Here is a 26,463-nt window from a genome sequence, read left to right as displayed (position 1 = left end):
TATTCATGGTGAGATATCACGACCCGGGCGCACAAAAGCACGTTGCACTCGCTCGTATTGCGACGCTGTCAACGGAGGTGGCCCGACACCCCCTGCCAGCGTCTTCACCTCGCTGCCCACGGCCTGCGCCTGAATGACAAACAGGCGTACTTCGGCCCTGCGCATCGGCCCCGCACCACGCCCCTGCTCCCCGGTATCGCGGCGAAACACGCCCAGCCACAACCGTTTGCCTGGCTCGACACGCACCACACTGCCCACGCCCACTTGCCCGACCGCAGTGTGCCTGGCGTGCCGTCCGGCTTCGGTCATCGGGCGGCCGTCCTCAATGTCGATGAGCATCTCGATCTGGTTGGCCTCGGCAAAACGTGGCAAGACACTGACCTGGGTGGCGTAACGCACCGGTTTCCAGCTCGCCTCTTCCTCACCGGGGGCCGGCAGGTAGAACGTGTAGTTGTCCTGGAACACTGCCGGCACATTCTCTTGGGTCATCATCACCGGCAACGTCACCACCCTCGCCCGTCGTTTACGCTCCAGCGCCGCGATGTGCGCCATCAAGCGGTTATCATCCGAAGGCTTCAGGAGTTGAGTGGTCATTGGCCTGGCGTTGTCATCCCCGGCCAGGCCGAGCTTTTTCAATTCATCGTGGTCGACGTCCACCAGCCACAGCGAAACCTCGATCGACCGCTTGGGCAGGTCCAGTTCCGCCACCAGTGCCTGGATGAAGCTCACCTGCGCAGGCTTGCCCTTGATCAGCAGGCTGTTGGTATCCGGGTACGCGATGACGGCAAGGCTCTTGTCTGCCAGTGCCCCCTTCAGTTCACTGGACAGCACGGACTCGATCATCGACGCCATCCCCGGCACGGTGACGGGCCGGTCGCTGGAGCCGTACTGCCGGTCCGCCACCGCACTGTTGAGCACCTGGACCACGCCGAATGCCTGGGTCCCCACACGCAGGTCAGCCCTTTGCCGATCCATCATCCGGGCCAGGTGCAGCACCTGGTCGACATAGCTCGGTGGTCCGGACACATAGAATGTCCGCCCACCACTCGCGCGCAGCGGATAGCGTGACTCGTCGAGACCCGAGCGGCGCATCAGGGCGCGCAGCCTGTCGATGGAAATGTGCCGTAACGTCACCGCGGAGCTTTTGGCCTCGCCAGCGTCATAGACGTACAGCACTTGCCCGTCGCTGTACCAGATCAGCCCCTGCTGCAACGCAAGCGCCTCCAGGGTCTGCTGGGGTGCATCGAGGTCGAGCACCCCGCTGAAACGTTTGCGCGCGACCTCGCGGCTGACGACGATGGGCAGGCCCAAAGGCAAAGACAACGCGGTAAACACGGTATGCAGGCTGTCATCCTGCGCCTGGTAGTGCTCGCCCCAGGCAACCACATTGGCCAGCATCAGTGCGGCCAACAGGAGCCAGCGGCAACACCGTAGGCGTGGAATCGTTGCGGGAAAGTCAGCGTGCACCGTGGGGTTTCCTGGGTGGGCCTGGCATTGAGATTGCGGCCATACTGAAAGCCAGGCCGGTTTCAATCTTGATGGAAAGTTGACGGCAGACTGCGCCTGCCAGCCCGTGGCATGTGCCTTGCTTGGAACTCTGTATCAGAGCGCACACCAATGGTGGAGTGCGCTTACGGACAAAGGCGTCGTTACCCGCAATGGCTTGCAGCGCCATCTGAGGGAACGGCGCTTTTTTGTGAACGAAAAGGTAGGTGTTGGATGAACGATTCGGTAGGCAGCAGCCCGGCGAGCGACCCGTTGGCCTGGGTCAACGGCAGCGATGCCCCGGAAAAAAGCAGCCTCGACCTGGGCTTCATGGCCTTGAGCGATTGCGCATCGCTGGTGGTGGCTGCCACCCAGGGCTTCGCTCAACCTTACGGACTGACCCTGAACCTCAAGCGCCAAAGCTCGTGGGCCAACCTGCGCGACAAACTGGTCAGCGGTGAACTGGATGCCGCCCACAGCCTTTATGGGCTGATCTATGCAGTGCACCTGGGCATCGGCGGCGTCGCGCCCACCGACATGGCGGTGCTGATGGGGCTCAACCAGAACGGCCAGAGCATCAACCTGTCCCACGGCTTGCAGCAGCAAGGCGTGATCACTCCTGAAGCGCTCGACCGCCACGTGCACCAAAGCCGAACAAAACTCACCTTCGCCCAGACCTTTCCTACCGGCACCCACGCCATGTGGCTGTATTACTGGCTGGCAAGCCAGGGCATTCATCCATTGCAGGATGTGGACAGCGTCGTGGTTCCTCCCCCGCAAATGGTTGCGCACCTGCAGGCGGGACGCATCGACGGCTTCTGCGTCGGCGAGCCCTGGTGCGCCAGCGCGGTCAAGCAGAACCAGGGGTTCACCCTGGCGACCACCCAGGCGATCTGGCCGAACCATCCGGAAAAGGTCCTCGGCTGCACCCAGGCCTTTGTCGATCAATACCCCAACACCGCCCGCGTGTTGGTGATGGCGATCCTGGAGGCCAGCCGCTTTATCGAGCAGAACAATGAAAACCGTCGCTCCACCGCGCAGTTGCTCAGCGGCCGCGAGTACCTCGATGCGCCACTCGACTGCATCGAACCGCGCCTGCTGGGCGCCTATGACGACGGCCTGGGCAACCAGTGGCAAGACCCCCACGCCCTGCGTTTTTTTGCCGGTGGCGAGGTGAACCTGCCCTACCTCTGCGATGGCATGTGGTTCATGACCCAGTTCCGGCGCTGGGGCCTGCTACGCGAAGATCCCGACTACCTGGGCGTGGCCCGCCAGGTGCAGCAACTGGCGCTGTATCGCCAGGCCGCCGATGCCTTGGGTATCACTGATAACGGCCAGGACATGCGCAGCAGCCAACTGATCGACGGCAAAGTATGGGACGGCTCCGACCCCGCGGGCTACGCGCGCAGCTTCCGCCTGCACGCCATGGCTGATCATGCCAGCCGCCATGCCTTGCGCTGAGAGGAGGCCCCCAATGCTGCGAATCCTGTTGATCAACGACACCCCGCGCAAGGTCGGCCGCCTCAGGGCGGCGCTGATCGAGGCCGGTTTTGAGGTGATCGATGAGTCCGGCCTGACCATCGACCTGCCGGCGCGCGTCGAAACGGTGCGCCCGGACGTGATCCTGATCGATACCGAGTCGCCGGGCCGCGATGTGATGGAGCAAGTGGTGCTGGTCAGTCGCGACCAGCCCAGGCCGATCGTGATGTTCACCGACGAGCACGACCCGAATGTGATGCGCCAGGCGATCAAGTCCGGGGTCAGCGCCTACATCGTCGAAGGTATCCAAGCGCAGCGCCTGCAGCCGATTCTCGACGTGGCCATGGCGCGTTTCGAAAGCGACCAGGCCTTGCGCGCCCAGCTGCAGGCGCGTGACCAGCAGTTGGCCGAGCGCAAGCGCATCGAGCTGGCCAAGGGCATGCTGATGAAAATGAAGGCGTGCAATGAAGAAGAGGCCTACACCTTGATGCGCCGCCAGGCCATGAGCCGCCAGCAGAAGCTGATTCAGGTGGCAGAGCAGATTATCGCCATGAACGAGCTGCTCGGCTGATGTGGCGCAGCTCTTGCTAAAGAATCATCACAGGTAGCCAACGGCGGTTGCCCCTCCACGACAAAGACGTCGCACACCCGGTTTGCCCTCGCGAACCCGGTGGCGGCGTTTTTTCGTTCTGTCCCCCTTTTCCGGGGCAAGGTGGGGCGGCCTTAGCCGGCTGTTCCATCACCAGGCCTTTTTACAAGACTCCCAACCGTTGAGGTGCGTGATGAAATCAAGCTTCTGGAAATCCGGGCACACCCCGACCCTGTTTGCCGCGTTCCTGTATTTCGACCTGAGCTTCATGGTCTGGTACCTCCTGGGTCCACTGGCGGTGCAAATTGCAGCCGACCTGCACCTGACCACTCAACAACGCGGCCTGGTCGTCGCGACTCCGATCCTCGCGGGCGCAGTACTGCGCTTCCTGATGGGCATGCTGGCCGACAAGCTGTCGCCCAAGACCGCCGGACTGATCGGCCAGGTGATTGTGATTGCCGCCTTGTTTGGCGCCTGGAAACTCGGCATCCACAGTTATGAGCAAGCGTTGCTGCTTGGGGTGTTCCTCGGCATGGCTGGCGCATCGTTCGCCGTGGCGCTGCCGTTGGCGTCGCAGTGGTATCCGGCTGAACACCAGGGCAAGGCCATGGGCATTGCCGGTGCGGGCAACTCGGGCACGGTGTTCGCCGCCTTGCTCGCCCCGGTGCTGGCAGCCGCGTTTGGCTGGAGCAACGTGTTCGGTTTTGCCTTGATTCCACTGGTGCTGACCCTGGTGGTCTTCGCCTGGCTGGCGCGCAATGCGCCGCAGCGGCCGCAAGCCAAATCCATGGCTGACTATTTCAAGGCCCTTGGCGACCGCGACAGCTGGTGGTTCATGTTCTTCTACAGCGTGACCTTTGGCGGCTTCATCGGCCTGGCCAGCGCCCTGCCCGGCTACTTCAACGACCAGTATGGCCTGAGCCCGGTAACGGCCGGCTACTACACCGCGGCCTGCGTGTTCGGCGGCAGCCTGATGCGCCCGTTGGGCGGCGCCCTGGCGGATCGCTTCGGCGGAATCCGCACCTTGCTGGGCATGTACAGCGTGGCGGCGATCTGCATCGCGGCGGTCGGCTTCAACTTGCCCAGTTCCTACGCGGCGCTCGCCTTGTTTGTCTGCACCATGCTTGGACTGGGCGCCGGAAATGGCGCGGTATTCCAACTGGTGCCGCAACGTTTCCGGCGCGAAATCGGCGTGATGACCGGCCTGATCGGCATGGCCGGCGGCATCGGCGGTTTCGCCCTGGCAGCGGGCATGGGTGCAATCAAGCAAAGCACCGGCAGCTATCAGATGGCCTTGTGGTTGTTCGCCAGCCTGGGTGTACTGGCCTGGTTCGGCCTGCACGGCGTCAAGCGGCGCTGGAGAACCACCTGGGGTTCGGCCGCCGTGACCGCCGCACGCGTCTGATGAGCCTGCGACTGAGCGTCGCCCACGCCAGCGTCATCGGCCCTCGGGCGGAAAACCAGGACGCCCTGCGCGTCGTCACCCCCGTGGCGGAACTCGCGGCGAGCAAAGGCTACCTGTGTGCCATCGCCGACGGGGTGAGCCAGTGCGCCGATGGCGGCCTGGCCGCGCGCTCGACCGTGCAGGCCCTGGCCCTGGACTACTACGCCACGCCGCCGACCTGGGGCGTGGCTCAGTCTCTGGAGCGCTTACTGTTGGCGCAGAACCGCTGGCTACAGGCCAATGGCGGTGGCCAGCCCTTGCTCACGACCCTCAGCGCCCTGGTGTTTCGCGGGCAACGTTTTACCCTCGCCCATGTCGGCGATTGCCGGGTGTACCGCTGGCTGGACGGCGATTTGCAGCGCATCAGCGAAGACCACGTCTGGGAGCAGCCGGGTATGCAGCATGTGCTCAAACGTGCACTGGGCCTGGATCAACACCTGGTGGTGGACTTCCTGGACGGCCAATTGCGCGAAGGCGAGTGCTTTGTGCTGCTCAGCGACGGCGTATGGGCAACCCTGGGCGATCACAGCATCGGTGCGATCCTGCGCGAACAAACCGACCTGGACTGGGCGGTCAACACGCTGGTGAATACTGCGCACCTGGCAGGCAGCCAGGACAATGCCAGCGCCCTGCTGGTGCGCATCGACACCCTCGGTGCAGCCACCCTCGGCGATGCGCTGGTGCAGTTGCAGCAATGGCCACTGCCCCCGCCCTTGAAAGCCGGGCAGCAGTTCGAGGGCTGGCAAGTGGAAAGCGTGCTCGCACACAGCCGACAATCCGTGCTGTACCGTGTGCGCGATGCACAGCAGCAACCCTGGCTGCTGAAAACCCTGCCGCTGAATCGCGACGATGACCACGATGCCGGACAGGCCCTGTTGTCCGAGGAGTGGTTTTTGCGCCGCGTGGCCGGGCGCGCATTTCCTGAGGTGCACGCCGCCAGCACGCGTCAGCATCTGTATTACGTCATGCGCGAATACCCGGGACGCACCCTGGCCGAACTGTTCAAGCAACAAGGCCCATTGCCGTTGGCGCAGTGGCAATCGGTGGCCGAACGCTTGCTGCGCGCGGTAGGCATGCTGCACCGGCGACAGATCCTGCACCGCGACATCAAGCCGGAAAACCTGCTGCTGGGCGACGACGGTGAGCTGCGCGTGCTGGATTTCGGCCTGGCCTACTGCCCGGGACTCTCGGAAGATCGTGCTCACGCACTGCCAGGCACCCCGAGTTTCATCGCCCCCGAGGCATTCAATGGTGAGCGCCCTACGGCTCAACAGGATTTATACGGCGTCGGTGTGTGCCTGTATTACCTGCTGACCGGGCATTATCCCTACGGTGAAATCGAGGCCTTCCAAAGGCCCCGATTCAATCAGGCCGTCAGCGCCAGCCGCTATCGCCCCGATCTGCCGGACTGGCTACCCCTCAGCCTGGAGCGAGCCGTGGCCGCCCAGCCTGCGCAACGTTATGAAACCGCCGAGGAATGGCTGTTGACGCTGGAACAGGCCGATCGCCGCGAGCTGAGTGTTCGCCCCAGGCCGCTGTTGGAGCGCGAGCCGCTGAAGGTCTGGCGGACGTTGGCGCTGCTGTCGCTGCTGATCAACCTGGTGCTGCTGTATGGACTTTTTCACGGCTGATGCCAAATCGCAGGCGAAAAAAAGCCCGGCCTAAGCCGGGCTTTTTTCTACCACTCAGTAATTACTGAGCTTGAGCTTCAACCGACGCTTCTACGCGACGGTTAACAGCACGACCAGCTTCAGTTGCGTTGTCAGCAACTGGGCGGGATTCGCCGTAACCTACTGCGGTGATGCGGCTAGGAGCCACGCCGTCTTTAACCAGGACTTGCTTAACAGCGTCAGCACGACGCTGGGACAGCTTCTGGTTGTAGGCGTCTGGACCTACGGAGTCAGTGTGACCAGCAACTTCTACGTTGGTAGCTGGGTACTGAGCCATGAAGTCGGCCAGGTTTTTCACGTCGCCGTAGCTGTTAGGCTTAACAACGGACTTGTCGAAGTCGAACTTCACGTCCAGCTCAACACGAACAACCTGAGCAACTGGAGCTTCTGGCTCTGGAGTTGGCTCTGGAGCTGGAGCTGGGGTAGGAGCTGGAGCGGCTGCGCCAGCGTTACCGCCGAAGTTTACGCCCAGGCCAACCAGTGCGGAGTAGTCCCACTTGCCGTTGTCCAGACCGTAGTCAGCTTCAACACCGGCACGAGCGTACAGGTTGTTGGTGAAGTAGTACTTCACGCCAGTACCAACGGTAGCGAAGGTAGTCTGGTCGCGACCGCTGTGGCCGTCAGCCTGAACGTTGGTACGGCTCTGGTGACCGAAACCGCCTTCTACGTATGGACGCAGGCTGTCTACGCCAGCTTGACCGAAGTGATACTGGGCAACCAGGCTGCCGGTATCGCCTTTGATCTTCTGGTTACCAGTACCGTCGTTCGAACGGGTGTGGTTGGTCTTGTCGTAGGACAGGTTCAAGGACAGGTCGTCGGTCAGGAAGTAACCGATGCGAGCGCCAGGATTGAAGCCGTCTTCGATGTGCTTGACGCTATCGTTGTACTGCTTCTTGTAGAACAGCTCGCCTTCAACTGCGCCTTGGCCTTGTGCCAGAACGCCGAAAGAAGTAGCGGCAATAAGAGAACCAATGGCCAAGCCCAAGGTGTTTTTCAGTTTCATCCGTTAAATCCCCATCTGGTGATTGTAAAGCAGTCCCACAAACCGGGGGACAACTCGGCGACAAGTCTAACAGAACTTGCCTACACGTAAGAGATATTTGCCACGCACTAAGTTTCAGTCTCGCCCGCAAATTTCTCACGTAATTTATCTAGAGCACGTTTGTAACGCATTTTTGTAGCACTCAAACCCATGTGCATGATGTCGGCGATTTCCTGAAATTCCAGCTCTGCGACAAATCGTAGCACCAGAATTTCACGGTCAATCGGGTTCACATGCACCAACCAGCGATCGAGTCCGCCCTTCTCCTCGGGTGCCGGCGCCTTTTCTTCAGACGCTTCCTCAAGGGGGTCCAGACTCAAGGCGTCCATCAAGCGACGCTTTCGCCGTTCCTTCCGATACTGCGTGATGCACTCGTTGTACGTGATGCTGTATAGCCATGTCTTGAACTTCGATTTGCCCTCGAAGTTCTTCAGGCCGTACAGCACCTTGAGCATCACTTCCTGACAGACATCATCCGCATCTCTATCGTTCCCTAAATACCTTGAACAAACGTTGAACAAAGTGCGTTGATATCTGCGCATCAATTCTTCGTACGCGCGAGTTACGTGAAACAGCTCCGTGTGCGAGCGCGCGACCAACTCCTCATCAGAGAGCTCACGGGGGTCATAGCGCGTGGACAGCGTTTGGGCTTTATTCAAAACAAGTCGTGCCGACAGTCAGGTCAATGTCCGCCACAGCCCGGTCAGCCGGGTTTGCGGCGGCGTACATTAGCAGGGTTTGCCGGATTAGCGGCTACTGACCTGCTGCTCCAGGAGAATCCGATTGGACAGCGACACCAGGTCGCCGTCATCGGTCAGCACTGTCGTCTTGACTGTGCCGATCTCCTCGATTTGCCCTTCGACCTCGCCTACACGCACCTGTTGCCCTACCTGATACAACTCACGCACATAGATTCCCGCAAGAATCTGCCCGGCAATTTCCCGGCTTCCCAACCCCATGGCCAGCGCAACGGCCAGACCAACGGTAATCAAAACAATCACAATCACGTGGTTGAGCAGGTCAGTCTTGACCTCCAACTGGCTGATCGCGACCGAAATACTGATGATGATCACCAGCCCCTGGGCGATACGCCCCAGGCCAGCAGCATAGTCCAACCCCACGCCTTCGGCGGCGCCGCGCACCAGCCCATTGGCCAGTTGCGCCAGCAAAACACCTACCAGCAGAACCAGCGCGCCGCCGAAAACCTTCGGCAAATACAGCGCCAGCATGTCGAGCGTAGCTGAAACTCGCTCAAGTCCAAGTGATTGGGCCGCAGAAACCAGAAAAATCAGCAAAACGAACCAATAGACGATCTTGCCGATCAGGGTAGAGATCGGCACCTGCAGCCCGGCACGGCCCAACAGCTTGGTCAGGCCGGTGCCTGCCATCAAGCGATCCAGGCCCAATTTCGCAAGCAATTTGGACAGCAGGGTGTCGAGCAGCTTGGCCACGACAAAGCCCAGCAATACCAGGACCAGGGCACCAAACAGGTTGGGAATGAAATTCGCCACCTTGGTCCACAATGCGGTCATCGCGGTGACCAGGCTCTGGGTCCAGAGATCAAGTTCCATATTCAATCAGCCTTATCAGCAGTGCGAGCAAGAGGTTTACGACGGGAAACCGGTGATACGTGGGCCGAACCGTTGTTCAGGGCCATCATCAACGCCGGCAGCCAACGGCCGAGCAGACCGAACAAGTCCCCCGCCCCCACCTGACGGTTGGCGGTTTTCAACACGCGGCCCAGGCAGGCGTCGTCGTCACGGTTGGACGGCGAAGCATTGAGCATGTCACGCAAAGACTGTTCGAACGGATCGTGCATAAAGACCTCTCGCAAGTGTTTTAAAAGACGAGGGTAAAATTCTTGGGGTCACATAGGACCCTTCCTACGTTCAGGTCATATTCAGCTCAAACCCAGCGCAATCGTCGAAATAGCCACCATTGTCCGAGCGCGACCGACACCATCAACAGGCACGCAATCACGAATCCATAGGGGCTGGCGGAGAACGGTATTCCGCCCACATTTATACCCAACAAACCGGTCAGGAAACTCATCGGCAGGAAAATCCCGGTGATGATCCCGAAGCGATACATGGTGCGGTTCATGCGTACGCTCAAGCGCCGGTCTTCGGTCTCAAGCACAAGCCCCACGCGCTCCCGGGTCAATTCGAGCTCTTCCAGGTAGCGGGTCAGGCTGTTGTTCAATTCGTTCCAGTAGTCGGCATCGTCATCACAAAACCACGGCAACCTGATCCGCGTAAGCTGGGCAAAAATTTCCCGCTGCGGCGACAGGAATCGCTTGAGCCCGGCCGCTCGGCGGCGGATCTGCAAGACGCTGCCATGCTCCGGTGTGTACCGTTCGTCGGCATCGAGTTTTTCTTCCTCTACGTCGACGATTTCAGACAGGTCGGTGACCAGATCCTGCACTTTATGGGTCAGGTATTGGGCCATATAAAGGATGAGTTCCGAGGATGTCTTTGGACCTTTGCCCTCCGCCAACTGCACCAACAGCTCATCGGTGGCGCGCAGTGGGCGCAGGCGCAACGAAATCACCCGACTGGCGGCCGCAAAAATGCGCACCGACACCATGTCTTCTGGCTCAGCCCCCGGGTTGAGGTTGATCCCGCGCAGGAACAGCAGCAATTCCGAGTCCGGCAGCGGCAACAGGCGCGGACGGGTGTTCTCCTCCAACAACAGGTCACAGGCAAACTCGCTCAAGCCGCTGGATTTGCGCAGCCAGGTCTGGGTTTGCGGGTGACTGCGGTCCCAGTGCAGCCACAGGCTTTCCTGGGGCTGCAGTTGCAAGTCGTCGAGCTCAGTCCGGGCAATCGAACGCGCACCGCCTTTACCGTCCAGCACCAGGGCATGCACCAGCCCCCACTGCGCGTTTTCTTCCTCGAACATCCTTACCCCTGTCGTCTATTGCGGTTTATTCAGGCATTTTCAGCGGGCTTGGCGAGACGATCACGCCGTTGTTGTCCGCATAGATGTACTCGCCCGGGCGGAACGTCACACCGGCGAAGGTGACCACCACGTTCAAGTCGCCGATGCCGCGCTTGTCGGTCTTCATCGGATGGCTGGCCAGGGCCTGCACCCCCAGGTCGGTCTGGGCGATAACGTCGACGTCACGGATGCAGCCGTAGATCACCAGCCCTTCCCAACCGTTTTTCGCGGCTTTTTCGGCGATCATGTCGCCCAGCAGCGCGCGGCGCAGGGAACCACCGCCGTCCACCACCAGCACCTTGCCAGCGCCCGGCTGGTCGGCCTGCTCCTTGACGAGGGAGTTATCTTCGAAGCATTTGATGGTGACGATCTCGCCACCGAAAGAGTCTCGGCCGCCGAAATTGCTGAACATCGGCTCGACCACCTGCACCAGGTCAGGGTAGGCGTCGCACAAGTCGGGGGTCACGTAATGGTTCATTGAAAAATTCCTTTCCGTCAAAGAAGTGTCTTTCGAAAGAAGCACGGACCGAAGCAGGTGCGAAACATCCCATCCGCCTGGCCGCAACGCAATAGCCACTGCGCGACTGAATATGACCAGAAGCGTTTACCGCGTCATATCTTAGCCGCAACCACACACGAGTGAAACGCCTTTGGCAGAGCACTGCATCAAACGCTGGCCGCGACCTCGGCCGGGGCGCCGAACAACGGTGTCAGCGGATCTTTCAGCCATTGCGCCACCAGCGGCCACACTTCCATTTGTGCGGCTTTGCTGACCAGCATCTCCACATGCCCGAAATCACCGGTAAAACCTTGCTGACGCCCCAGGCACAGGTACTGGCGATGCTGCGAACCGATTTGTTCGAACAACTTGCGGCAGGCCCAATCGGGGTCCTGGTGGTCGCCTGCAGCACTGACGGCCAGCAGCGGCACATCAACGTCGGCCAGGCCTTTCCACCAATCCTGCTTACCTTCGCCAAAGCGGCCAAACAGGCCATTCCAACGCATGGCTTCGACCAGCACGCCTGCCGGCTCGTCCTCCGGGCCGCGCTTGAGCCGCGAGCCGGACAGTTGACCAAAACGCTTGAGCAGCAAGCGGCCGGTCCACTCCACCGGCGGGATTTTCAACGGCCAGTGGGTGCGACTGACCTGACAGCCAAACAGGGCCACCGAGGCCACCGCCGGCGCGCCAAGATGCTGCCCGCCGAGGGCCGCCGCCAGGGTCGTGCCGCCGAGGGAGTGGCCGATCCAATGCGGGATCTGCGCACTTTGTTCGCGCACAAACGCACCAATCGCCGGCAAATCGTAACGCGCGTAATCGGCGACGCGGTTCCTGGCGTAGTCGTGATTGCGCCGCGACAGCCCATGGCCGCGCATTTCCGGGATCCACACGTCGAATCCCTGGCGCGCCAGGTAAGCCCCCAGGCCGATCCCTTTGGGCGAATACCAGAAGCGCCGATTGGAAAAACTGCCATGCAACAAAATGACCGGGATGCCCCGGTTTTCCGGGACATCGGCCAAGCCCAAACGGGTAACGGCCAACTCGACGGTACCGTCGGGGCTGTTGCCGGGTTTGAGGCGATACACATCTTCACTCAGGTCGCCACGACGTTCAGCGCTGATCAAGGCGACGGGAAACAGATTGCTGCTGCTTTGCATAATGCTCTTGCACAAAAAAGGGCGGCGTCCGGAAGGAGTTCCGCCCTGCACAGATAAGAATGCCGGTCACCCTTGACGGGTGACCGGCACTTTTGACGTATCGACCTTAAGCCGAAGCTTGGCCTTCGGCCAGGAAGAACCAGGTTTCCAGCACGGAATCGGGGTTCAGCGAGACGCTTTCGATGCCCTGCTCCATCAGCCATTTGGCCAGGTCAGGGTGATCGGAAGGGCCTTGGCCGCAAATCCCGATGTACTTGCCGGCCTTGTTGCAGGCCTGGATGGCGTTGGCCAACAGCTTCTTGACGGCCGGGTTACGCTCATCGAACAGGTGGGCGATGATCCCGGAGTCGCGGTCCAGGCCCAGGGTCAGTTGGGTCAGGTCGTTGGAACCGATGGAGAAACCGTCGAAGAATTCCAGGAACTCCTCGGCCAGGATCGCGTTGGACGGCAATTCGCACATCATGATGACGCGCAGGCCGTTTTCGCCCCGGGACAAGCCGTTTTCGGCCAGCAGGTCCACCACCTGGCTCGCCTCGCCCAGGGTGCGCACGAAGGGCACCATGATCTCGACGTTGGTCAGGCCCATCTCGTTACGCACGCGCTTGAGGGCGCGGCATTCGAGTTCGAAGCAGTCACGGAACGCTTCGCTGATGTAACGCGACGCGCCACGGAAACCCAGCATCGGGTTTTCTTCTTCCGGCTCGTAGAGCTTGCCGCCGATCAGGTTGGCGTATTCGTTGGACTTGAAGTCCGAGAGCCGCACGATGACCTTTTTCGGGTAGAACGCCGCTGCCAGGGTGCTGATGCCTTCCACCAGCTTCTCGACATAGAAGCCCACCGGGTCGTTGTAGCCGGCGATGCGCTTGTCGACGCTTTCCTTGATGTCCAGCGGCAGGCCGTCGTAGTTCAACAGGGCCTTGGGGTGCACGCCGATCATGCGGTTGATGATGAATTCCAGGCGGGCCAGGCCCACACCGGCGTTCGGCAACTGCGCGAAGTCGAAGGCGCGGTCCGGGTTGCCGACGTTCATCATGATCTTGAACGGCAGGTCAGGCATGGCGTCGATGGAGTTTTGCTTGATGTCGAAGCCCAGTTCGCCTTCGAAGATGAAACCGGTATCGCCTTCAGCGCAGGACACGGTCACGCCCTGGCCGTCCTTGAGCAGTTGGGTCGCGTTGCCGCAACCCACTACCGCAGGAATCCCCAGCTCACGCGCGATGATTGCCGCGTGGCAGGTACGCCCGCCACGGTTGGTAACGATGGCGCTGGCACGCTTCATCACCGGTTCCCAGTCCGGGTCGGTCATGTCGGAAACCAGCACGTCGCCTGGCTGGACTTTGTCCATCTCGGACACGTCCTTGATGATCCGCACCTTGCCGGCGCCGATGCGCTGGCCGATGGCGCGGCCTTCCACCAGCACGGTGCCGGTTTCCTTGAGCAGGTAGCGTTCCATGACGTTGGCCGAAGTGCGGCTTTTCACGGTTTCCGGACGTGCCTGCACGATGTACAGCTTGCCGTCGTCACCGTCCTTGGCCCATTCGATGTCCATCGGGCACTTGTAGTGCTTCTCGATGATCATCGCCTGCTTGGCCAACTCGCTGACTTCAGCGTCGGTCAGGCAGAAGCGCGCGCGCTCGGCCTTGTCGACTTCAACGGTTTTCACCGAGCGACCGGCCTTGGCCTCGTCGCCGTAGATCATCTTGATGGCCTTGCTGCCCAGGTTGCGGCGCAGGATGGCCGGGCGACCCGCTTCAAGGGTGCCCTTGTGTACGTAGAATTCGTCGGGGTTGACCGCGCCTTGTACGACGGTTTCGCCCAGGCCGTAGGCGCCGGTGATGAACACCACGTCACGGAAACCCGATTCGGTATCCAGGGTGAACATCACGCCGGCGGTGCCGGTTTCCGAACGCACCATGCGCTGCACGCCGGCAGACAGGGCCACCAGCTTGTGGTCGAAACCCTGGTGCACGCGGTAGGAAATGGCGCGATCGTTGAACAGCGAGGCGAACACTTCCTTGGCCGCGCGGATCACGTTTTCCACGCCACGGATATTAAGGAAGGTTTCCTGCTGGCCGGCGAAGGAGGCGTCCGGCAAGTCTTCGGCGGTGGCCGAGGAGCGCACGGCAACCGCCATGTCCGGATTGCCGGCCGAGAGCGTCGCGAAGGCGCTGCGGATTTCTTCGTTGAGTTTCTCGGGGAACTCGGCATCCATGATCCACTGGCGGATCTGGGCGCCGGTCTTGGCCAGGGCGTTGACGTCATCGACGTCCAGAGCGTCCAGCGCGGCGTGGATCTGAGCGTTGAGGCCGCTCAGCTCAAGGAAATCGCGGTAAGCCTGGGCCGTGGTGGCGAAACCACCGGGCACCGACACACCAGCGCCTGCAAGATTACTGATCATCTCGCCGAGGGATGCGTTCTTGCCCCCCACGTGCTCTACATCATGGACGCCGAGCTTATCGAGGGAAACTACGTACTCTACCAAGGTGATCTCTCCACTTTCTGTGTTGGAAAAGCTCAGGACGCCGGCGGCTCAGTAGGAGCTAACGCCAGCGCTTGTGGCCTGGACCTGGAAAATAAGTGAGAATGCGGCCCACTGCGGGACGGCAAAATCGCGCCTATCATATCCAAGATTCGCCATCAGCTTAAGGCCCAGGGCTCAAATGAAACGATCTGCTTTCTTTATCTCCGACGGCACCGGCATTACAGCCGAAACACTGGGTCAAAGCCTGCTCGCGCAGTTCGAAAACATTACCTTCGCCAAATTCACGCGGCCCTACATCGACAGCGTGGATAAAGCGCGGGCCATGGTACAACAAATCAATCTGGCGGCTGAAAAAGACGGCTTTCGCCCGATCATTTTCGACACCATCGTCAATCAAGACATCCGTGAGATCCTCGCAACCTCCAATGGTTTCATGATCGACATCTTCTCGACCTTCCTGGCGCCACTGGAGCAGGAGTTGAGTGAACATTCCTCCTATTCGGTCGGAAAGTCCCATTCCATCGGGCATAACTCCAACTATATGGAGCGTATCGAGGCGGTGAACTTCGCCCTCGACAACGACGACGGCGCCCGCACGCACTACTACGACAAGGCCGACCTGATCCTGGTCGGCGTGTCGCGTTGCGGCAAGACCCCGACCTGCCTGTACATGGCCATGCAATTCGGTATCCGTGCGGCCAACTACCCGCTGACCGAGGACGACATGGAGCACCTGACGTTGCCCGCCGCCCTGCGCGCCCATTCGCACAAGCTGTTTGGCCTGACCATCGACCCGGACCGCCTTACCGCGATCCGCAACGAACGCAAACCCAACAGCCGCTACTCCAGCTATGCCCAGTGCGAATTCGAAGTGCGTGAAGTGGAAAATCTGTTCCGCCGTGAAAACATTGCGCATATCAATTCCACGCATTTCTCGGTGGAAGAGATTTCGGCGAAGATTTTGGTGGAGAAGGGCGTGGAACGGCGCTTCAAGTAATACAGGCAGGCGCTGACTGTGGCGAGCGGGCCTTCCCCGCGTTGGGCGGCGAAGCAGCCCCCATCAAGATGAATGCGGTGTATCAGACGGTCCTCAGTGACGGGTTTTGGGGCTGCCAGGCGGCCCAACGCGGGGCAAGCCCGCTCGCCACAAGGACCGCCGTCATTTACAGGTGAAAGCGCCCGCCGCCCTGCCCCAGCGCGGTGGCCAGCGCATCAAACCCCGCCCGCAACAGCTGATCATCCCCCGACGTATTGCAGATGCTCGCGCGGATAAACTGCGGCACCGCCGTCTGTCCCACGGCAAAGGCCTCGGCGGTGGCGATCAGGTAGTTGTTCTGCTTGAGCTCCGCCTCGATTTCCGACGCGCGCCACGGCTCCGGCACTTCGATCCAGAAATGCGGGCTGTTCAGGTGGGTGCGGTATTGCAGGCCCGCCAACAAATCCTGCACCAACGCCTTGCGCCGGCTGATCTCATTGATCTGCTGGCGCAGCAGGTATTCCGCCGTGCCGTTCTCGATCCACTGGGTGGCCAGCTCCAGGGTCACCGGCGTGGCCATCCAACAGGTGGAACGCAACGCCGCCGAGATACGGCTGACCAGCGCCGGTGGCGCATGCACATAGCCCACACGCAGCCCGGCCGACACCGCCTTGCTCAAACTGCTGATCAAAATCGTACGCTCAGGGGCGAAATGACTGAGGGGTGGCGGCCGGTCCTCCACCAGGACGCCGTGGGCTTCGTCCTCGAGGATCAGCAGATTGTGTTCGCGGCACACCTTCACCAGCGCTTCGCGCCGCGCCACCGATAACACCGCCGTGGTCGGGTTCTGGATGGTCGGCGTGCAATACAGCGCCGACACCCGGTGATTACGACAGACCTCATCCAGCGCGCTCGGCAGCACACCTTCCTCATCCATCTCCAGGCCGATCAAGCGCACGCCGAGCATGCGCGCGGCGGTGATCAGCCCTGGGTAAGTAAGTTGTTCGGTCACCACCGTGTCACCAGCGCGCAATAGCGCCATCATCGCGCAGAGCAGGCCATGCTGGCCGCCGTTGACGCAGATAACCTGTTCGGGGATCGGGTGAAAATCGCGCTGCACCAACCACTGCGCGCCCGCATCGCGATAACGCGGCAGGCCGGCATCCGGGGTATAGGCGCTGATGTCCTGGAGGAACTTGGCATTGGTCGACAGGGTTTGGAAACTCTGGGCCAGGAAGGCGGTTTCCTGCCCCGGAATATGCATGTTGCGGCTCATGTCGAAGTATTGGCGCGGCTCCTCGCTGAAATTGCGAAAGCCTTCATCACGCTGGCGCTCCATCCCACGCTTGCGCACGAATGTGCCGTCACCCACCCGCGCCACTACCAGCCCGAGGCGTTCCAGTTCGCCGTAGGCCCGGCTGATGGTACCGATGGTCACCCCGAGATTGTCGGAAAGCACCCGATGGGGCGGCAGTTTTCGTCCAGGTTCAATCAAGCCTTCGAGGATGCCCCGTTCCATGACATCGGACAGGCGCTTGTACTTCACGCCCTGCCCGTTGGACAACCCCTCACGCATAATTGACACCATGTCAATATTTGTTTTGACAGCCATCTTTCGCCCTAATAGTGTGCTTTTACGGGTTCAATCGCCGAATTTTACAACTCATTACAAGCTCAATATAGAGTTCAATTTCGGCTCAGGGAAGCAATAAACGATGCCAATGTCCGCCGTTCTCGAAAACACCGCGAAAACAAAAACTCAAAAACAGTGGTTGGCCGCACTGGTCACCAGCGTGATGTTCCTGATCGTGTGCCTGAGCTGGGGCACCACTTGGCTGGGGATCAAGATTGCCGTGGAGAGCGTGCCGCCGCTGACCTCCGCCGGCCTGCGCTTCCTGATCGCCTTCCCGCTGTTCCTGTGTTTTGCCCTGGTACGCCGCGAGCCGATCCTGTTTCCCCGCGAGAGCCGCTGGTTCTTCGTGTTCGTGACGCTGTCCTACTTCAGCGTTCCGTACTACCTGCTCAACTACGGTGAAATGCACGTGTCGTCGGGCCTCACCGCCCTGCTGTTCAGCTGCATGCCGGTGTTTATCCTGATTTTCTCGGCGCTGTTCCTGCGCGAGCGCATCTACTTTTCCCAGGTCGTCGGCATCGGCATCGGTTTCGGCAGCCTCTACATGATTATCAAGAGCCAGGGCCTGCACCTGGACCACGCCGAGTTCTTCGGGGTGCTGGCAATTCTGACCGCCGCGATCATGCATGCCTTGTGCTACGTCATTACCAAGCAGAAAGGCAGCGCCATCAGCGTGATCACCTACAACACCCTGCCCATCGGCATCGCCGGGTTGATGCTGTTCGTGGCCGGCCTGTTTTTTGAAGCGCCGACCTTCGATGCCATCACCCTGCGCTCCTGGAGCGCGCTGTTCTACCTGGGGCTGGTGGCGTCGGTGGGCGGCTTCATCGTGTATTTCATGCTGCTCAAGCGCTTGAGCCCGATCATTCTGTCGTTCGTGTTCATCATTTTCCCGGTGTTCGCGGTGATCATCGGCGCCTGGTATGAAGGCGTGGCGATTTCCCGCGACCTGATGCTGTACTCGGCCATCCTCCTGGCCGGCTTTGCGATCACCAAATTGCCGATTGAAAAACTCCTGGCCAAGAAAAATTGACCGGCCCGGCCCTCCCACCACAACGCGAGAGAAACATGGACGTCCTCCGCCCCCTTGCCCTCGAACAGATCTACGCCCACGCCAGCCGCAGCTACCCCGAGGAATGCTGTGGCTTCGTGTTTGCCGATGGCAGCGTGTACCTGGGCAGCAATATCCAGAACGAGCTGCACCGCAGGAACCCCGAGATGTATGCGCGCAGCGCCGCCAACGGCTACACGTTTTCAGTCGCCGATACGCTGCTGCTGAACAAAGCGTTTCGCAGCGACAACCCGGTGGTGGTGATCTACCACTCCCATCCGGACGTTGGCGCCTATTTCAGCGACGAGGACCAGGACAAGGCCCTGTTCATGGGCGAGCCGATCTACCCGGTCAGTTACCTGGTAGTCGATGTCCGCCAGGGCCAGGCCCTGGGCTCCAAGCTGTTTGCCTGGGACGGCCAGCATTTCGCTCCTCACCCCTTCAACGACCTGCACACGGAGTTGTCCATGAACGCTGTCTCTTTCCCCGACATTCTGGTTCGCGTGGCCAAGCTGCCGGAATCGACCCTCGAGGGCACCGGATCGACATTGCGCGAAGTCATTGAAAACCTCTGCAGCAGCCACCCACAGCTGCGCCCGCACCTGTTTCACGAAGCCAACAACCAGCTCAAGGAACACTTCCTGTTTACCGCCGAGGAAGAACTGATCGGCGCCGATGACCGGTTGCCGGAGAAGGCCAGGATCGAAGTGCTGCTCGCCACGTCCGGCGGCATCGACGTCGACACCCTGAGTAATGAAGAAGTACAGCGCTACGTGCGCCACATCACCCTGCCCGGCGTCGGTCGCGAAGGCCAGTTGAACCTGAAAAAAGCCAAGGTGCTGATCATCGGCACCGGCGGCCTGGGCTCGCCCATCAGCCTGTACCTGGCGGCAGCTGGCGTCGGCACCCTGGGCCTGGTGGATTTCGACGTGGTGGAAAGCAGCAACCTGCAACGCCAGATCGTGCACGGCAACAGTACCCTGGGCATGCCCAAGGTCGAATCCGCCAGGCAGCGCCTGCAGGACCTCAACCGTCATATCCAGATCAACGCCCACGATACCGCCTTGACGGCCGACAACGCCCTGGAACTGGTGGGCGCCTATGACCTGGTGATCGACGGCACCGACAATTTCGACACCCGCTACCTGGTCAACGATGCTTGCGTGCAACTGGGCAAGCCCCTCGTATACGGTGCGATCTACCGTTTCGACGGGCAGATCAGCGTGCTCAACTATAAAGGTGGGCCGTGCTATCGCTGCCTGTTCCCCAGCGCCCCCCCGGCAGAACTGGCCCCCAACTGCAGCGCCGGCGGGGTGATCGGCGTGCTGCCGGGAGTGGTCGGGATGATCCAGGCCACCGAGGCGATCAAATTGCTCATCGGCATCGGCGAGCCGCTGTCCGGCCGCTTGATGCGCTTCGATGCGCTGGCGATGAAGTTCAGCGAGATCCGTTTCAAGCGCCGCGCCGACTGCCCCTGCTGTTCCGAGTTGCGCCACACTGAAACCCGGGCGCCCGCGGTCTGTGCCGACGCCATGCCGAGCCAACCGTCGCTGGCCGAAGAGCGCTACATCAAGCCTCGCGTGCTCAAGCAGGTGCTCGAACACCACCGCAGCGCCGACGTCCTGCTGGACGTGCGTGATGCCAGCGAACTGGAGGTATGCAAATTACCGGGGGTGGTGCATATCCCCCTGGCCGAACTGGATGGCCACCTCGACAGCCTCAGCCGAGACAATACCCACTACCTGATCTGCTACGCCGGCACCCGTGCCGAGCAAGCGGCCAGCACCCTGCTGGCGGCGGGTTTCGCCAACACCAAAGTCTTGCAAGGCGGCATGAAACACTGGGTTCGCGACGTCGAACCCGACATGCCTTTGTACTGACCTCCGGCCATGGGCTCCTACCTGATGCTGCATAACTCAATCCTCGACGCCATCGGCCACACGCCGATCGTGCGCATGGCGCAGTTTTCCGAAGACCTCGGCATCGAGGTCTACGCCAAACTCGAATCCCTCAACCCCGGCGGCAGCCACAAGGCGCGCATCGCCCTGGGCATGATCCTCGACGCCGAGCGCCGGGGCGTACTGATCCGCGACTCCGGGCAGACCATCATCGAGCCCAGCGGCGGCAATACCGGCATCGGCCTGGTGATGGCCGGCAATGTGCTCGGCTACAAAGTGGTGCTGGTGATCCCCGACAACTACAGCCCGGAAAAGCAGAAGCTGCTGCGCCTGTACGGCGCCAAGGTGGTGCTGTCGGACAGCCGCCTGGGCAACAATTCCCACGGCGAAAAGTGCATGGAGCTGCAACTCGAAAACCCCAGCTTCGTGATGCTCAACCAGCAACGCAACGGCGCCAACCCGCAAACCCATCGCGACACCACCGCACGGGAAATCCTCCGCGCCTTCGGTGATCGCCGGGTGGACTATTTCGTCAGCGGCATCGGCACCGGCGGCCATATCACCGGCATCGGCGAAACCCTGAAGGACGCGTGGCCAGCCATGCGCGTGATGGGCGTGGAGCCGGAAGAGTGCGACCTGCTGAAAAACCAGCACGCGCCGCACCATATCCAGGGCCTGTCGATCGGGCTGATACCGAGCATCCTCAACCTGGACATTCTCGACGGCATGCTCAAGGTATCGCGCCAGGAATGCATCGACATGATGAAACGCATCATGCGCACCGACGCCATCAGCCTGGGCCTGTCCTCTGCCGCGAACATGGTGGCCATCGCCAGGCTCGCCCCCGAACTGCCGCCCGAAACGGTGGTGCTGACCATGGTCTACGACAATGCCGACAGCTACCTGCCCAGTTTCGAATAATCGACAACCATCCAGCATACGGGGGTGCCTTCATGGGCGGCTTTATCGACATGCAACAGTTGCACGATGAGTTACTCACCCACCTCATCAAGACGCTCACGCCGGCGCAGATGAAGCAACTGGAGCCGCACTTGGCGCCGTTGATCCAGAACGCCGCCCAGGCGGTGGCCGAGGACCTCATCGCCTATGCCTACCGTGACCCGGCGTCGCGCGGGCGTGGCGAGTTGATCCTGGAATCCTACGCCTCGTTCAAGGCAGTGTTGTACTACCGCCTCGCCCACCTGGTGTGGAATTTTCCTGACCAGATGAACGGCGTGTTCTCGCGCATCGCCCTCAAGCTGAGCAACCAGGGCAAGGTCCTCTCCGGCGCCGAGATCCACCCAGCGGCGCGCATCGGCCGGCGCTTCGTGCTCGACCACGGCTACGGCACGGTGATCGGCGAGACCTGCGAGATCGGCAACGACTGCTACATCCTCTGCGGCGTCACGCTGGGCGCGCGTGGCATCGCCAACAACCCCGATGGCAAGCGCCATCCGCGCCTGGGCAACAACGTCGAAGTCGGCTCCGGCGCCCGCGTGCTGGGCTATGTGCTGATCGGCGACAACGTGTTTATCAGCCCCTCCTGCGTAATCACCCAGGACGTTCCGGCCGGCACCAAGGTCAAGGTGGTCAACCAGATCCAGCTGCAGAAAAACGATGAGTCGGACCACAGCAACTACCTCGGCGCCTTCGCCCTCGATGAGCGTTTGCACGTGGTCGGCGAGGTGAATGCCAGCCACAAGGTCACGGTGCTGGACGCCGACTTCCACGCCTTGCCGGGGCTGATGCTCGAACCCACGGTGAAGGAGCGCCATCACCTGCAGTTTCGCCTGCACCGCATCGAGTCGGGCAATCAACTGCCGCGCCTGCCGCTGAACCTCAAAGTATGCGGGCCGGAATTTGAAATCACCCTGCTCTCTCCCCCTGGCTTGAGCGCGATGGTGCGCCACCTGCTGCAAGCCAGCCCACTGATTGTCGGAGGTTGAACATGTCCGTGCACACCATGGAAACCCTCGCGCTGTTTGACAGCGCGCCCTACCAGAACGCCTTCAGCGCGCGGGTGATCGCCGTCAGCGAACACGGCATCGCCCTGGAGCACACGCTGTTCTATCCAACGGGCGGCGGGCAACCGGGCGATACCGGCCACTTCACCCTGGCAGACGGTACGCGGGTCGAGGTCATCGGCACGGTGCGCGACGCGGTGCAGCGCTCGATCATCTGGCACCAGGTGGAGCACTGCCCGGCCCCATTGATCGCCGGGGTACAGGTGGACGCCGGCATCGATTGGGCACGCCGCTATCAACACATGAAAATGCACACCTGCCTGCACCTGCTGTGCTCGCTCATCGACGCGCCGGTGACCGGCTGCAGCATCAGTGCCGACAAGGGCCGACTGGATTTCGACCTGCCGGAAATGACCCTCGACAAGGACACCCTCACCCGCGACCTGAACGCGCTGATCGCCCAGGCCCACGAGGTGAAGACCCTGTCGATGCCTGCCTCGGAATACGCCACCCTGCTGCAGATCACCCGCACCCAGGCGGTCGCACCGCCGGTGATCCAGGGCTCGGTACGGGTGATTGAAATTGGCGGTATTGACATCCAGCCGTGCGGCGGCACCCATGTGATCAACACCGAGGAAATCGGCCGGGTGTTCTGCGAAAAGATCGAGAAGAAGAGCAAGCACAACCGCCGGGTGATCCTGCGCTTTGAGTAACCGCCGAGTCGCGACCGGGGCGCCGCTGCCCAGGTCGCGGTTCGTACAGCAAACTGACAGCAAATTTATGCGCTTGTAACATTCAGAAACGTACAATTCCGCCAGCATCGTCGCGATGCCCTTGACTCACGGAGAAGAGCGTCCGCCCCTTCTCGGTGAGTCGTTCGAACAAAAGCTACGCTCATCCCCATAACGCCCCTCTGACCCTGAACGCTGCTGGAATGACTGCCTATGAGCAACGGCCGATGAAAAAAGTATTCCGTCATTACATCCCTGCGTCCACGTTGCGCTTGCTCCCCAACCGCTGGGACCTGGTCGCCCTGCCGCTGGTGATCGGCTTCTTGCTGTTTTTCTCCATCACCGCCCGGGAGACGTGGGCTCCCATCGCCACCCTGCAGAGCGACGTGATTTCCCTCGACCCGGCCAACCTGCCGGAATACGCGATGCGCACCACCCTGCGCATGCTCGCGGCGATGGTCGCGGCACTGGTTTTCACCCTGCTCTACGGCACCCTCGCGGCCAAGAGCCGGCGTGCCGAAAAACTGCTGGTGCCGGTGCTCGACATCCTGCAGTCGGTGCCCGTGCTCGGTTACATCTCGTTTACGGTGACGTTCTTCCTGTTGCTGTTCCCCGGCCGCGTGCTCGGTGCCGAATTCGCGGCAATCTTTGCGATTTTCACCAGCCAGGCCTGGAACATGACGTTCAGCTTCTACCAGTCCTTGCGCATGCTGCCCCATGACCTGGTCGAGGTGTCCACCAACCTGCGGCTGTCCGGCTGGCAGAAGTTCTGGAAACTCGACGTGCCCTTCGCCATGCCAGGCATGGTCTGGAACATGATGATGAGCATGTCCGGCGGCTGGTTCTTCGTGGTTGCCTCCGAGGCGATCACCGTCGGCGACAAGACCATCACCCTGCCTGGCGTGGGTTCGTACCTGGCACTCGCCATCGCCCAGAAAGACCTGTACGCGGTGGGTTATGTGATCCTGGCGATGATCGCGGTGATCTTGATCTACGACCAGTTCCTGTTCCGGCCGCTGGTCGCCTGGGCCGACAAGTTCCGCATGGAAACCACCGCCTCCCAGGGCATTGCGCCACAATCCTGGGTGCTCAATCTGGTCCAGCGCACGCGCGTGGTCCAACGCATCCTGCGCCCGGTGACCCGCACTATCAGCCGCCTGGGCAACAGGCGCTTCAGCCTGTCGCGCGGCGTGCGCACGGCAACGCCGGCGGCCAGTGCGACGCGGTCCAAAGTGATCGACTGGGTATGGGGCGCACTGATCGCGGTGCTCACCGCCTATGCGCTCTACCACATCGTGCGGTATGTCGGCACCGAGGTGACCTTCAGCGAAGTCGGGCACGTGTTTGTGCTGGGCCTGATCACCCTGCTGCGCGTCGCGGGGCTGATCCTGATTGCGTCGCTGATCTGGGTGCCGCTGGGCGTGATGATCGGCCTGCGACCGGCGCTGGCGGAAAAAATCCAGCCACTGGCGCAGTTTCTTGCGGCCTTCCCGGCGAACCTGCTGTTCCCGGTGTTTGTGATTGTGATCCTGCACTACGACCTCAATCCGGACATCTGGCTCAGCCCGCTGATCGTGCTCGGCACCCAGTGGTACATCCTGTTCAACGTGATCGCCGGCGCCAGCGCCTTCCCCAACGACTATAAGGAAGCGGCCGCCAACTTCCGCATTCGCGGCTGGCTGTGGTGGCGCAAGGTGATGTTGCCGGGCATCTTCCCGTACTACGTCACCGGCGCCATTACCGCGTCAGGCGGGGCGTGGAACGCCAGCATCGTTTCCGAGTACGTGTCCTGGGGCAAGGACACCGTGGTCGCCCACGGCCTGGGTGCCTACATCGCACAGACCACGGCGGCCGGCGATTTTCCAAAAATCGCGCTGGGCGTGGTGGTGATGTCGATCTTTGTGGTGGCGTTCAACCGTGCGGTCTGGCGGCCGATGTACGCCATGGCTGAAAACAAACTCCGCTTGAATTGATGGGATTCGCTGCGATGACTACCGACACCGTACACACCGCTGACACTCCGGAAATCTATTCGCTGAAAAACGTGAACCGGGTGTTCGGCAAAGGCAAGGATGAACTGCAGGTCCTCAGCGGTGTGGACCTGAGCCTGCACGAAGGCGAGATTGTCGGCATGCTGGGTCGCTCAGGCTCCGGCAAATCCACGTTGCTGCGCATTATCGCCGGCCTGATCCAGCCGTCCTCGGGCGAAGTGCTCTACAACGGCGCGCCGCTGAACGGCCCGGCCGAGGGTGTGGCCATGGTGTTCCAGACCTTTGCGCTGTTTCCCTGGCTGACCGTGCTGGAAAACGTCGAGGCCGGCCTGCAAGCCTTGCAAGTCGAGCGCAAGGAAACCCGCCGGCGTGCCCTTGCAGCTATCGACCTAATCGGCCTGGACGGGTTTGAAAACGCCTACCCGCGCGAGTTGTCCGGTGGCATGCGCCAGCGTGTGGGGTTTGCGCGCGGGCTGGTGGTCAACCCGACGCTGTTGTTGATGGACGAACCGTTCTCGGCCCTGGACGTACTTACCGCCGAAACCCTGCGCACCGATTTGCTGGATTTGTGGAGCGGCAAGCAGTTGCCGATCAAGTCGATCCTGATCGTGACGCACAACATCGAAGAAGCGGTGCTGATGTGCGACCGCATCCTGGTGCTGTCGTCCAACCCCGGCCGGGTGGTCGCGGAAATCAAGGTGCCGTTCGCGCACCCGCGCAACCGGCTGGACCCGACCTTCCGGCAAATGGTCGACGACATCTACGCGCTGATGACCGACCGGCGCAGCGCCGATGCCAGCCGCGGTCTTCCCGAATTGAAAATGGGCAGCCTGCTGCCGGAAGTTTCCACCAACCTGATGGCCGGCCTGATCGAAACGCTGGACGCCGAGCCCTACAACGGCCACGCCGGCCTGCCCACCGTGGCCGAACGGCGCTTGCTTGAAGTCGACGACCTGTTCCCGGTGGCGGAGATGCTGGAGCATTTGGGTTTCGCCGAACTCAAGGGCGCCGACATCACCCTGACCGACGCCGGCAAGCTGTTCGCCGACTACGGCACCCAGGAACGCAAGACCTTGTTCGCCGAGCATCTCATCCGGCACGTGCCATTGGCCGCGCGCATTCATCAAGTCTTACTCGAGCGCAGCGGCCACCGGGCGCCACGGGTGCGCTTCGAGCAGGAACTGGAAGACTCGATGACCGAAGCATTCGTCGAAAAAACCCTGGAAAGCGTAGTGGCGTGGGGGCGCTATGCGGAGATCTTCTCCTATGACGACCACACCGAGACGTTCAGCCTGGACGATGTGGAAGGCAGCATGTAAGCGTCGAGACGAACTTGCCTCCAAATGTAGGAGCGGGCTTGCTCGCGAAGGCGGTGTGTCAGCGCCACATGAGCTGCCTGGTCCACCGTATTCGCGAGCAAGCCCGCTCCCAC

The 26,463-nt window shown here is 61.4% G+C and carries 22 protein-coding genes; 12 read left to right on the top strand and 10 right to left on the bottom strand.

Annotated elements, in window-relative coordinates; genetic code table 11:
• Nucleotides 1–3: 3 nt before the first annotated feature.
• Nucleotides 4–1,398, bottom strand: a complete 1,395-nt coding sequence (sctC, locus tag QMX97_RS20485; protein ID WP_282397493.1) for a type III secretion system outer membrane ring subunit SctC — start codon at nucleotides 1,396–1,398, stop codon at nucleotides 4–6.
• Between the two features lie 321 nt (nucleotides 1,399–1,719).
• Here sctC and QMX97_RS20480 point away from each other — a divergent pair, with 321 nt between their 5' ends.
• The 4 genes from QMX97_RS20480 to QMX97_RS20465 all read left to right on the top strand — a co-directional run bounded on the left by QMX97_RS20480 (nucleotide 1,720) and on the right by QMX97_RS20465 (nucleotide 6,628).
• On the top strand, nucleotides 1,720–2,946 hold the full coding sequence (locus tag QMX97_RS20480) for a CmpA/NrtA family ABC transporter substrate-binding protein (protein WP_065909535.1): 1,227 nt from the start codon (nucleotides 1,720–1,722) through the stop codon (nucleotides 2,944–2,946).
• A gap of 13 nt (nucleotides 2,947–2,959) precedes the next feature.
• Entirely contained in the window at nucleotides 2,960–3,535 is a 576-nt protein-coding gene (locus QMX97_RS20475) for an ANTAR domain-containing protein (RefSeq protein WP_065909533.1), read from the top strand.
• Between the two features lie 211 nt (nucleotides 3,536–3,746).
• A complete protein-coding gene (locus QMX97_RS20470; protein WP_262132223.1) occupies nucleotides 3,747–4,958 on the top strand; it encodes a nitrate/nitrite transporter in 1,212 nt (403 codons plus the stop codon).
• A complete protein-coding gene (locus QMX97_RS20465) occupies nucleotides 4,958–6,628 on the top strand; it encodes a bifunctional protein-serine/threonine kinase/phosphatase (protein WP_282397487.1) in 1,671 nt (556 codons plus the stop codon). Before QMX97_RS20470 ends, QMX97_RS20465 begins: the two co-directional genes overlap by 1 nt.
• Before the next feature lie 61 nt (nucleotides 6,629–6,689).
• Here the strand turns inward: QMX97_RS20465 and QMX97_RS20460 are convergent, their stop codons facing one another.
• The 8 genes from QMX97_RS20460 to ppsA all read right to left on the bottom strand — a co-directional run bounded on the left by QMX97_RS20460 (nucleotide 6,690) and on the right by ppsA (nucleotide 14,787).
• The gene (locus QMX97_RS20460) at nucleotides 6,690–7,670 is read right to left on the bottom strand and encodes an OmpA family protein (protein WP_015885346.1); all 981 of its coding nucleotides are present in this window, start codon (nucleotides 7,668–7,670) and stop codon (nucleotides 6,690–6,692) included.
• 107 nt (nucleotides 7,671–7,777) lie between these two features.
• Nucleotides 7,778–8,368 carry an RNA polymerase sigma factor SigX gene (gene sigX, locus QMX97_RS20455; RefSeq protein ID WP_003193286.1) on the bottom strand — a complete coding sequence of 197 codons (591 nt, stop codon included), beginning with the start codon at nucleotides 8,366–8,368 and terminating at the stop codon, nucleotides 7,778–7,780.
• A gap of 87 nt (nucleotides 8,369–8,455) precedes the next feature.
• Complete coding sequence (locus tag QMX97_RS20450) at nucleotides 8,456–9,280, bottom strand: mechanosensitive ion channel domain-containing protein (RefSeq protein WP_003175519.1); 825 nt, start codon at nucleotides 9,278–9,280, stop codon at nucleotides 8,456–8,458.
• A 2-nt stretch (nucleotides 9,281–9,282) separates the two neighbouring features.
• A complete protein-coding gene (locus QMX97_RS20445) occupies nucleotides 9,283–9,528 on the bottom strand; it encodes a hypothetical protein (protein ID WP_005790375.1) in 246 nt (81 codons plus the stop codon).
• An 86-nt stretch (nucleotides 9,529–9,614) separates the two neighbouring features.
• Nucleotides 9,615–10,610, bottom strand: a complete 996-nt coding sequence (locus QMX97_RS20440) for a zinc transporter ZntB (protein ID WP_282397486.1) — start codon at nucleotides 10,608–10,610, stop codon at nucleotides 9,615–9,617.
• A gap of 25 nt (nucleotides 10,611–10,635) precedes the next feature.
• Nucleotides 10,636–11,127 (bottom strand): ribonuclease E activity regulator RraA, encoded by a 492-nt coding sequence (rraA, locus tag QMX97_RS20435; protein ID WP_032887592.1) that lies wholly within the window; start codon nucleotides 11,125–11,127, stop codon nucleotides 10,636–10,638.
• A gap of 188 nt (nucleotides 11,128–11,315) precedes the next feature.
• Entirely contained in the window at nucleotides 11,316–12,305 is a 990-nt protein-coding gene (locus QMX97_RS20430; RefSeq protein WP_201145707.1) for an alpha/beta fold hydrolase, read from the bottom strand.
• A 106-nt stretch (nucleotides 12,306–12,411) separates the two neighbouring features.
• Nucleotides 12,412–14,787, bottom strand: coding sequence for a phosphoenolpyruvate synthase (gene ppsA, locus QMX97_RS20425; RefSeq protein WP_106802940.1), 2,376 nt, complete (start codon nucleotides 14,785–14,787; stop codon nucleotides 12,412–12,414).
• Nucleotides 14,788–14,965: 178 nt separating this feature from the next.
• Between ppsA and QMX97_RS20420 the strand changes: the two genes are divergently transcribed.
• Nucleotides 14,966–15,784, top strand: a complete 819-nt coding sequence (locus QMX97_RS20420; protein WP_003193298.1) for a pyruvate, water dikinase regulatory protein — start codon at nucleotides 14,966–14,968, stop codon at nucleotides 15,782–15,784.
• A gap of 166 nt (nucleotides 15,785–15,950) precedes the next feature.
• Here the strand turns inward: QMX97_RS20420 and QMX97_RS20415 are convergent, their stop codons facing one another.
• Nucleotides 15,951–17,375, bottom strand: a complete 1,425-nt coding sequence (locus QMX97_RS20415; RefSeq protein WP_065909519.1) for a PLP-dependent aminotransferase family protein — start codon at nucleotides 17,373–17,375, stop codon at nucleotides 15,951–15,953.
• A gap of 160 nt (nucleotides 17,376–17,535) precedes the next feature.
• On the opposite strand from QMX97_RS20415, the gene QMX97_RS20410 reads away from it, so the two are divergent.
• From QMX97_RS20410 to QMX97_RS20380, 7 genes are all read left to right on the top strand, one after another.
• On the top strand, nucleotides 17,536–18,429 hold the full coding sequence (locus QMX97_RS20410; RefSeq protein WP_162946161.1) for an EamA family transporter: 894 nt from the start codon (nucleotides 17,536–17,538) through the stop codon (nucleotides 18,427–18,429).
• Nucleotides 18,430–18,464: 35 nt separating this feature from the next.
• Nucleotides 18,465–20,327, top strand: a complete 1,863-nt coding sequence (moeB, locus tag QMX97_RS20405; protein WP_282397485.1) for a molybdopterin-synthase adenylyltransferase MoeB — start codon at nucleotides 18,465–18,467, stop codon at nucleotides 20,325–20,327.
• A 24-nt stretch (nucleotides 20,328–20,351) separates the two neighbouring features.
• Nucleotides 20,352–21,266, top strand: a complete 915-nt coding sequence (locus QMX97_RS20400; RefSeq protein WP_065909869.1) for a PLP-dependent cysteine synthase family protein — start codon at nucleotides 20,352–20,354, stop codon at nucleotides 21,264–21,266.
• A 32-nt stretch (nucleotides 21,267–21,298) separates the two neighbouring features.
• The gene (locus tag QMX97_RS20395) at nucleotides 21,299–22,291 is read left to right on the top strand and encodes a serine O-acetyltransferase (RefSeq protein WP_065909514.1); all 993 of its coding nucleotides are present in this window, start codon (nucleotides 21,299–21,301) and stop codon (nucleotides 22,289–22,291) included.
• A 2-nt stretch (nucleotides 22,292–22,293) separates the two neighbouring features.
• A complete protein-coding gene (locus QMX97_RS20390; RefSeq protein WP_065909512.1) occupies nucleotides 22,294–23,022 on the top strand; it encodes an alanyl-tRNA editing protein in 729 nt (242 codons plus the stop codon).
• A 245-nt stretch (nucleotides 23,023–23,267) separates the two neighbouring features.
• The gene (locus QMX97_RS20385) at nucleotides 23,268–25,013 is read left to right on the top strand and encodes an ABC transporter permease subunit (RefSeq protein ID WP_282397484.1); all 1,746 of its coding nucleotides are present in this window, start codon (nucleotides 23,268–23,270) and stop codon (nucleotides 25,011–25,013) included.
• Nucleotides 25,014–25,027: 14 nt separating this feature from the next.
• Nucleotides 25,028–26,350, top strand: coding sequence for a nitrate/sulfonate/bicarbonate ABC transporter ATP-binding protein (locus tag QMX97_RS20380; protein ID WP_282397483.1), 1,323 nt, complete (start codon nucleotides 25,028–25,030; stop codon nucleotides 26,348–26,350).
• Nucleotides 26,351–26,463 lie beyond the last annotated feature (113 nt).

This window comes from Pseudomonas sp. PS01298 (assembly GCF_029959745.1).
Classification (GTDB): domain Bacteria; phylum Pseudomonadota; class Gammaproteobacteria; order Pseudomonadales; family Pseudomonadaceae; genus Aquipseudomonas; species Aquipseudomonas aylmerensis.
Note: the sequence above shows the minus strand (reverse complement) of the source record. Positions and strands in the feature narration are given on the sequence as shown.

Excerpts from the sequence above, each read along its gene's own strand:
- QMX97_RS20440 (WP_282397486.1), bottom strand. The coding sequence starts at position 10,610 with ATGTTCGAGGAAGAAAACGCGCAGTGGGGGCTGGTGCATGCCCTGGTG.
- sctC (WP_282397493.1), bottom strand. The coding sequence starts at position 1,398 with ATGCTGGCCAATGTGGTTGCCTGGGGCGAGCACTACCAGGCGCAGGAT.
- QMX97_RS20420 (WP_003193298.1), top strand. The coding sequence starts at position 14,966 with ATGAAACGATCTGCTTTCTTTATCTCCGACGGCACCGGCATTACAGCC.
- QMX97_RS20450 (WP_003175519.1), bottom strand. The coding sequence starts at position 9,280 with ATGGAACTTGATCTCTGGACCCAGAGCCTGGTCACCGCGATGACCGCA.
- QMX97_RS20400 (WP_065909869.1), top strand. The coding sequence starts at position 20,352 with ATGCTGCATAACTCAATCCTCGACGCCATCGGCCACACGCCGATCGTG.
- QMX97_RS20390 (WP_065909512.1), top strand. The coding sequence starts at position 22,294 with ATGTCCGTGCACACCATGGAAACCCTCGCGCTGTTTGACAGCGCGCCC.
- moeB (WP_282397485.1), top strand. The coding sequence starts at position 18,465 with ATGGACGTCCTCCGCCCCCTTGCCCTCGAACAGATCTACGCCCACGCC.
- QMX97_RS20385 (WP_282397484.1), top strand. The coding sequence starts at position 23,268 with ATGAAAAAAGTATTCCGTCATTACATCCCTGCGTCCACGTTGCGCTTG.
- QMX97_RS20430 (WP_201145707.1), bottom strand. The coding sequence starts at position 12,305 with ATGCAAAGCAGCAGCAATCTGTTTCCCGTCGCCTTGATCAGCGCTGAA.
- QMX97_RS20470 (WP_262132223.1), top strand. The coding sequence starts at position 3,747 with ATGAAATCAAGCTTCTGGAAATCCGGGCACACCCCGACCCTGTTTGCC.
- QMX97_RS20395 (WP_065909514.1), top strand. The coding sequence starts at position 21,299 with ATGGGCGGCTTTATCGACATGCAACAGTTGCACGATGAGTTACTCACC.
- QMX97_RS20380 (WP_282397483.1), top strand. The coding sequence starts at position 25,028 with ATGACTACCGACACCGTACACACCGCTGACACTCCGGAAATCTATTCG.
- QMX97_RS20480 (WP_065909535.1), top strand. The coding sequence starts at position 1,720 with ATGAACGATTCGGTAGGCAGCAGCCCGGCGAGCGACCCGTTGGCCTGG.
- QMX97_RS20415 (WP_065909519.1), bottom strand. The coding sequence starts at position 17,375 with ATGGCTGTCAAAACAAATATTGACATGGTGTCAATTATGCGTGAGGGG.
- rraA (WP_032887592.1), bottom strand. The coding sequence starts at position 11,127 with ATGAACCATTACGTGACCCCCGACTTGTGCGACGCCTACCCTGACCTG.
- QMX97_RS20460 (WP_015885346.1), bottom strand. The coding sequence starts at position 7,670 with ATGAAACTGAAAAACACCTTGGGCTTGGCCATTGGTTCTCTTATTGCC.
- QMX97_RS20465 (WP_282397487.1), top strand. The coding sequence starts at position 4,958 with ATGAGCCTGCGACTGAGCGTCGCCCACGCCAGCGTCATCGGCCCTCGG.
- QMX97_RS20475 (WP_065909533.1), top strand. The coding sequence starts at position 2,960 with ATGCTGCGAATCCTGTTGATCAACGACACCCCGCGCAAGGTCGGCCGC.
- QMX97_RS20445 (WP_005790375.1), bottom strand. The coding sequence starts at position 9,528 with ATGCACGATCCGTTCGAACAGTCTTTGCGTGACATGCTCAATGCTTCG.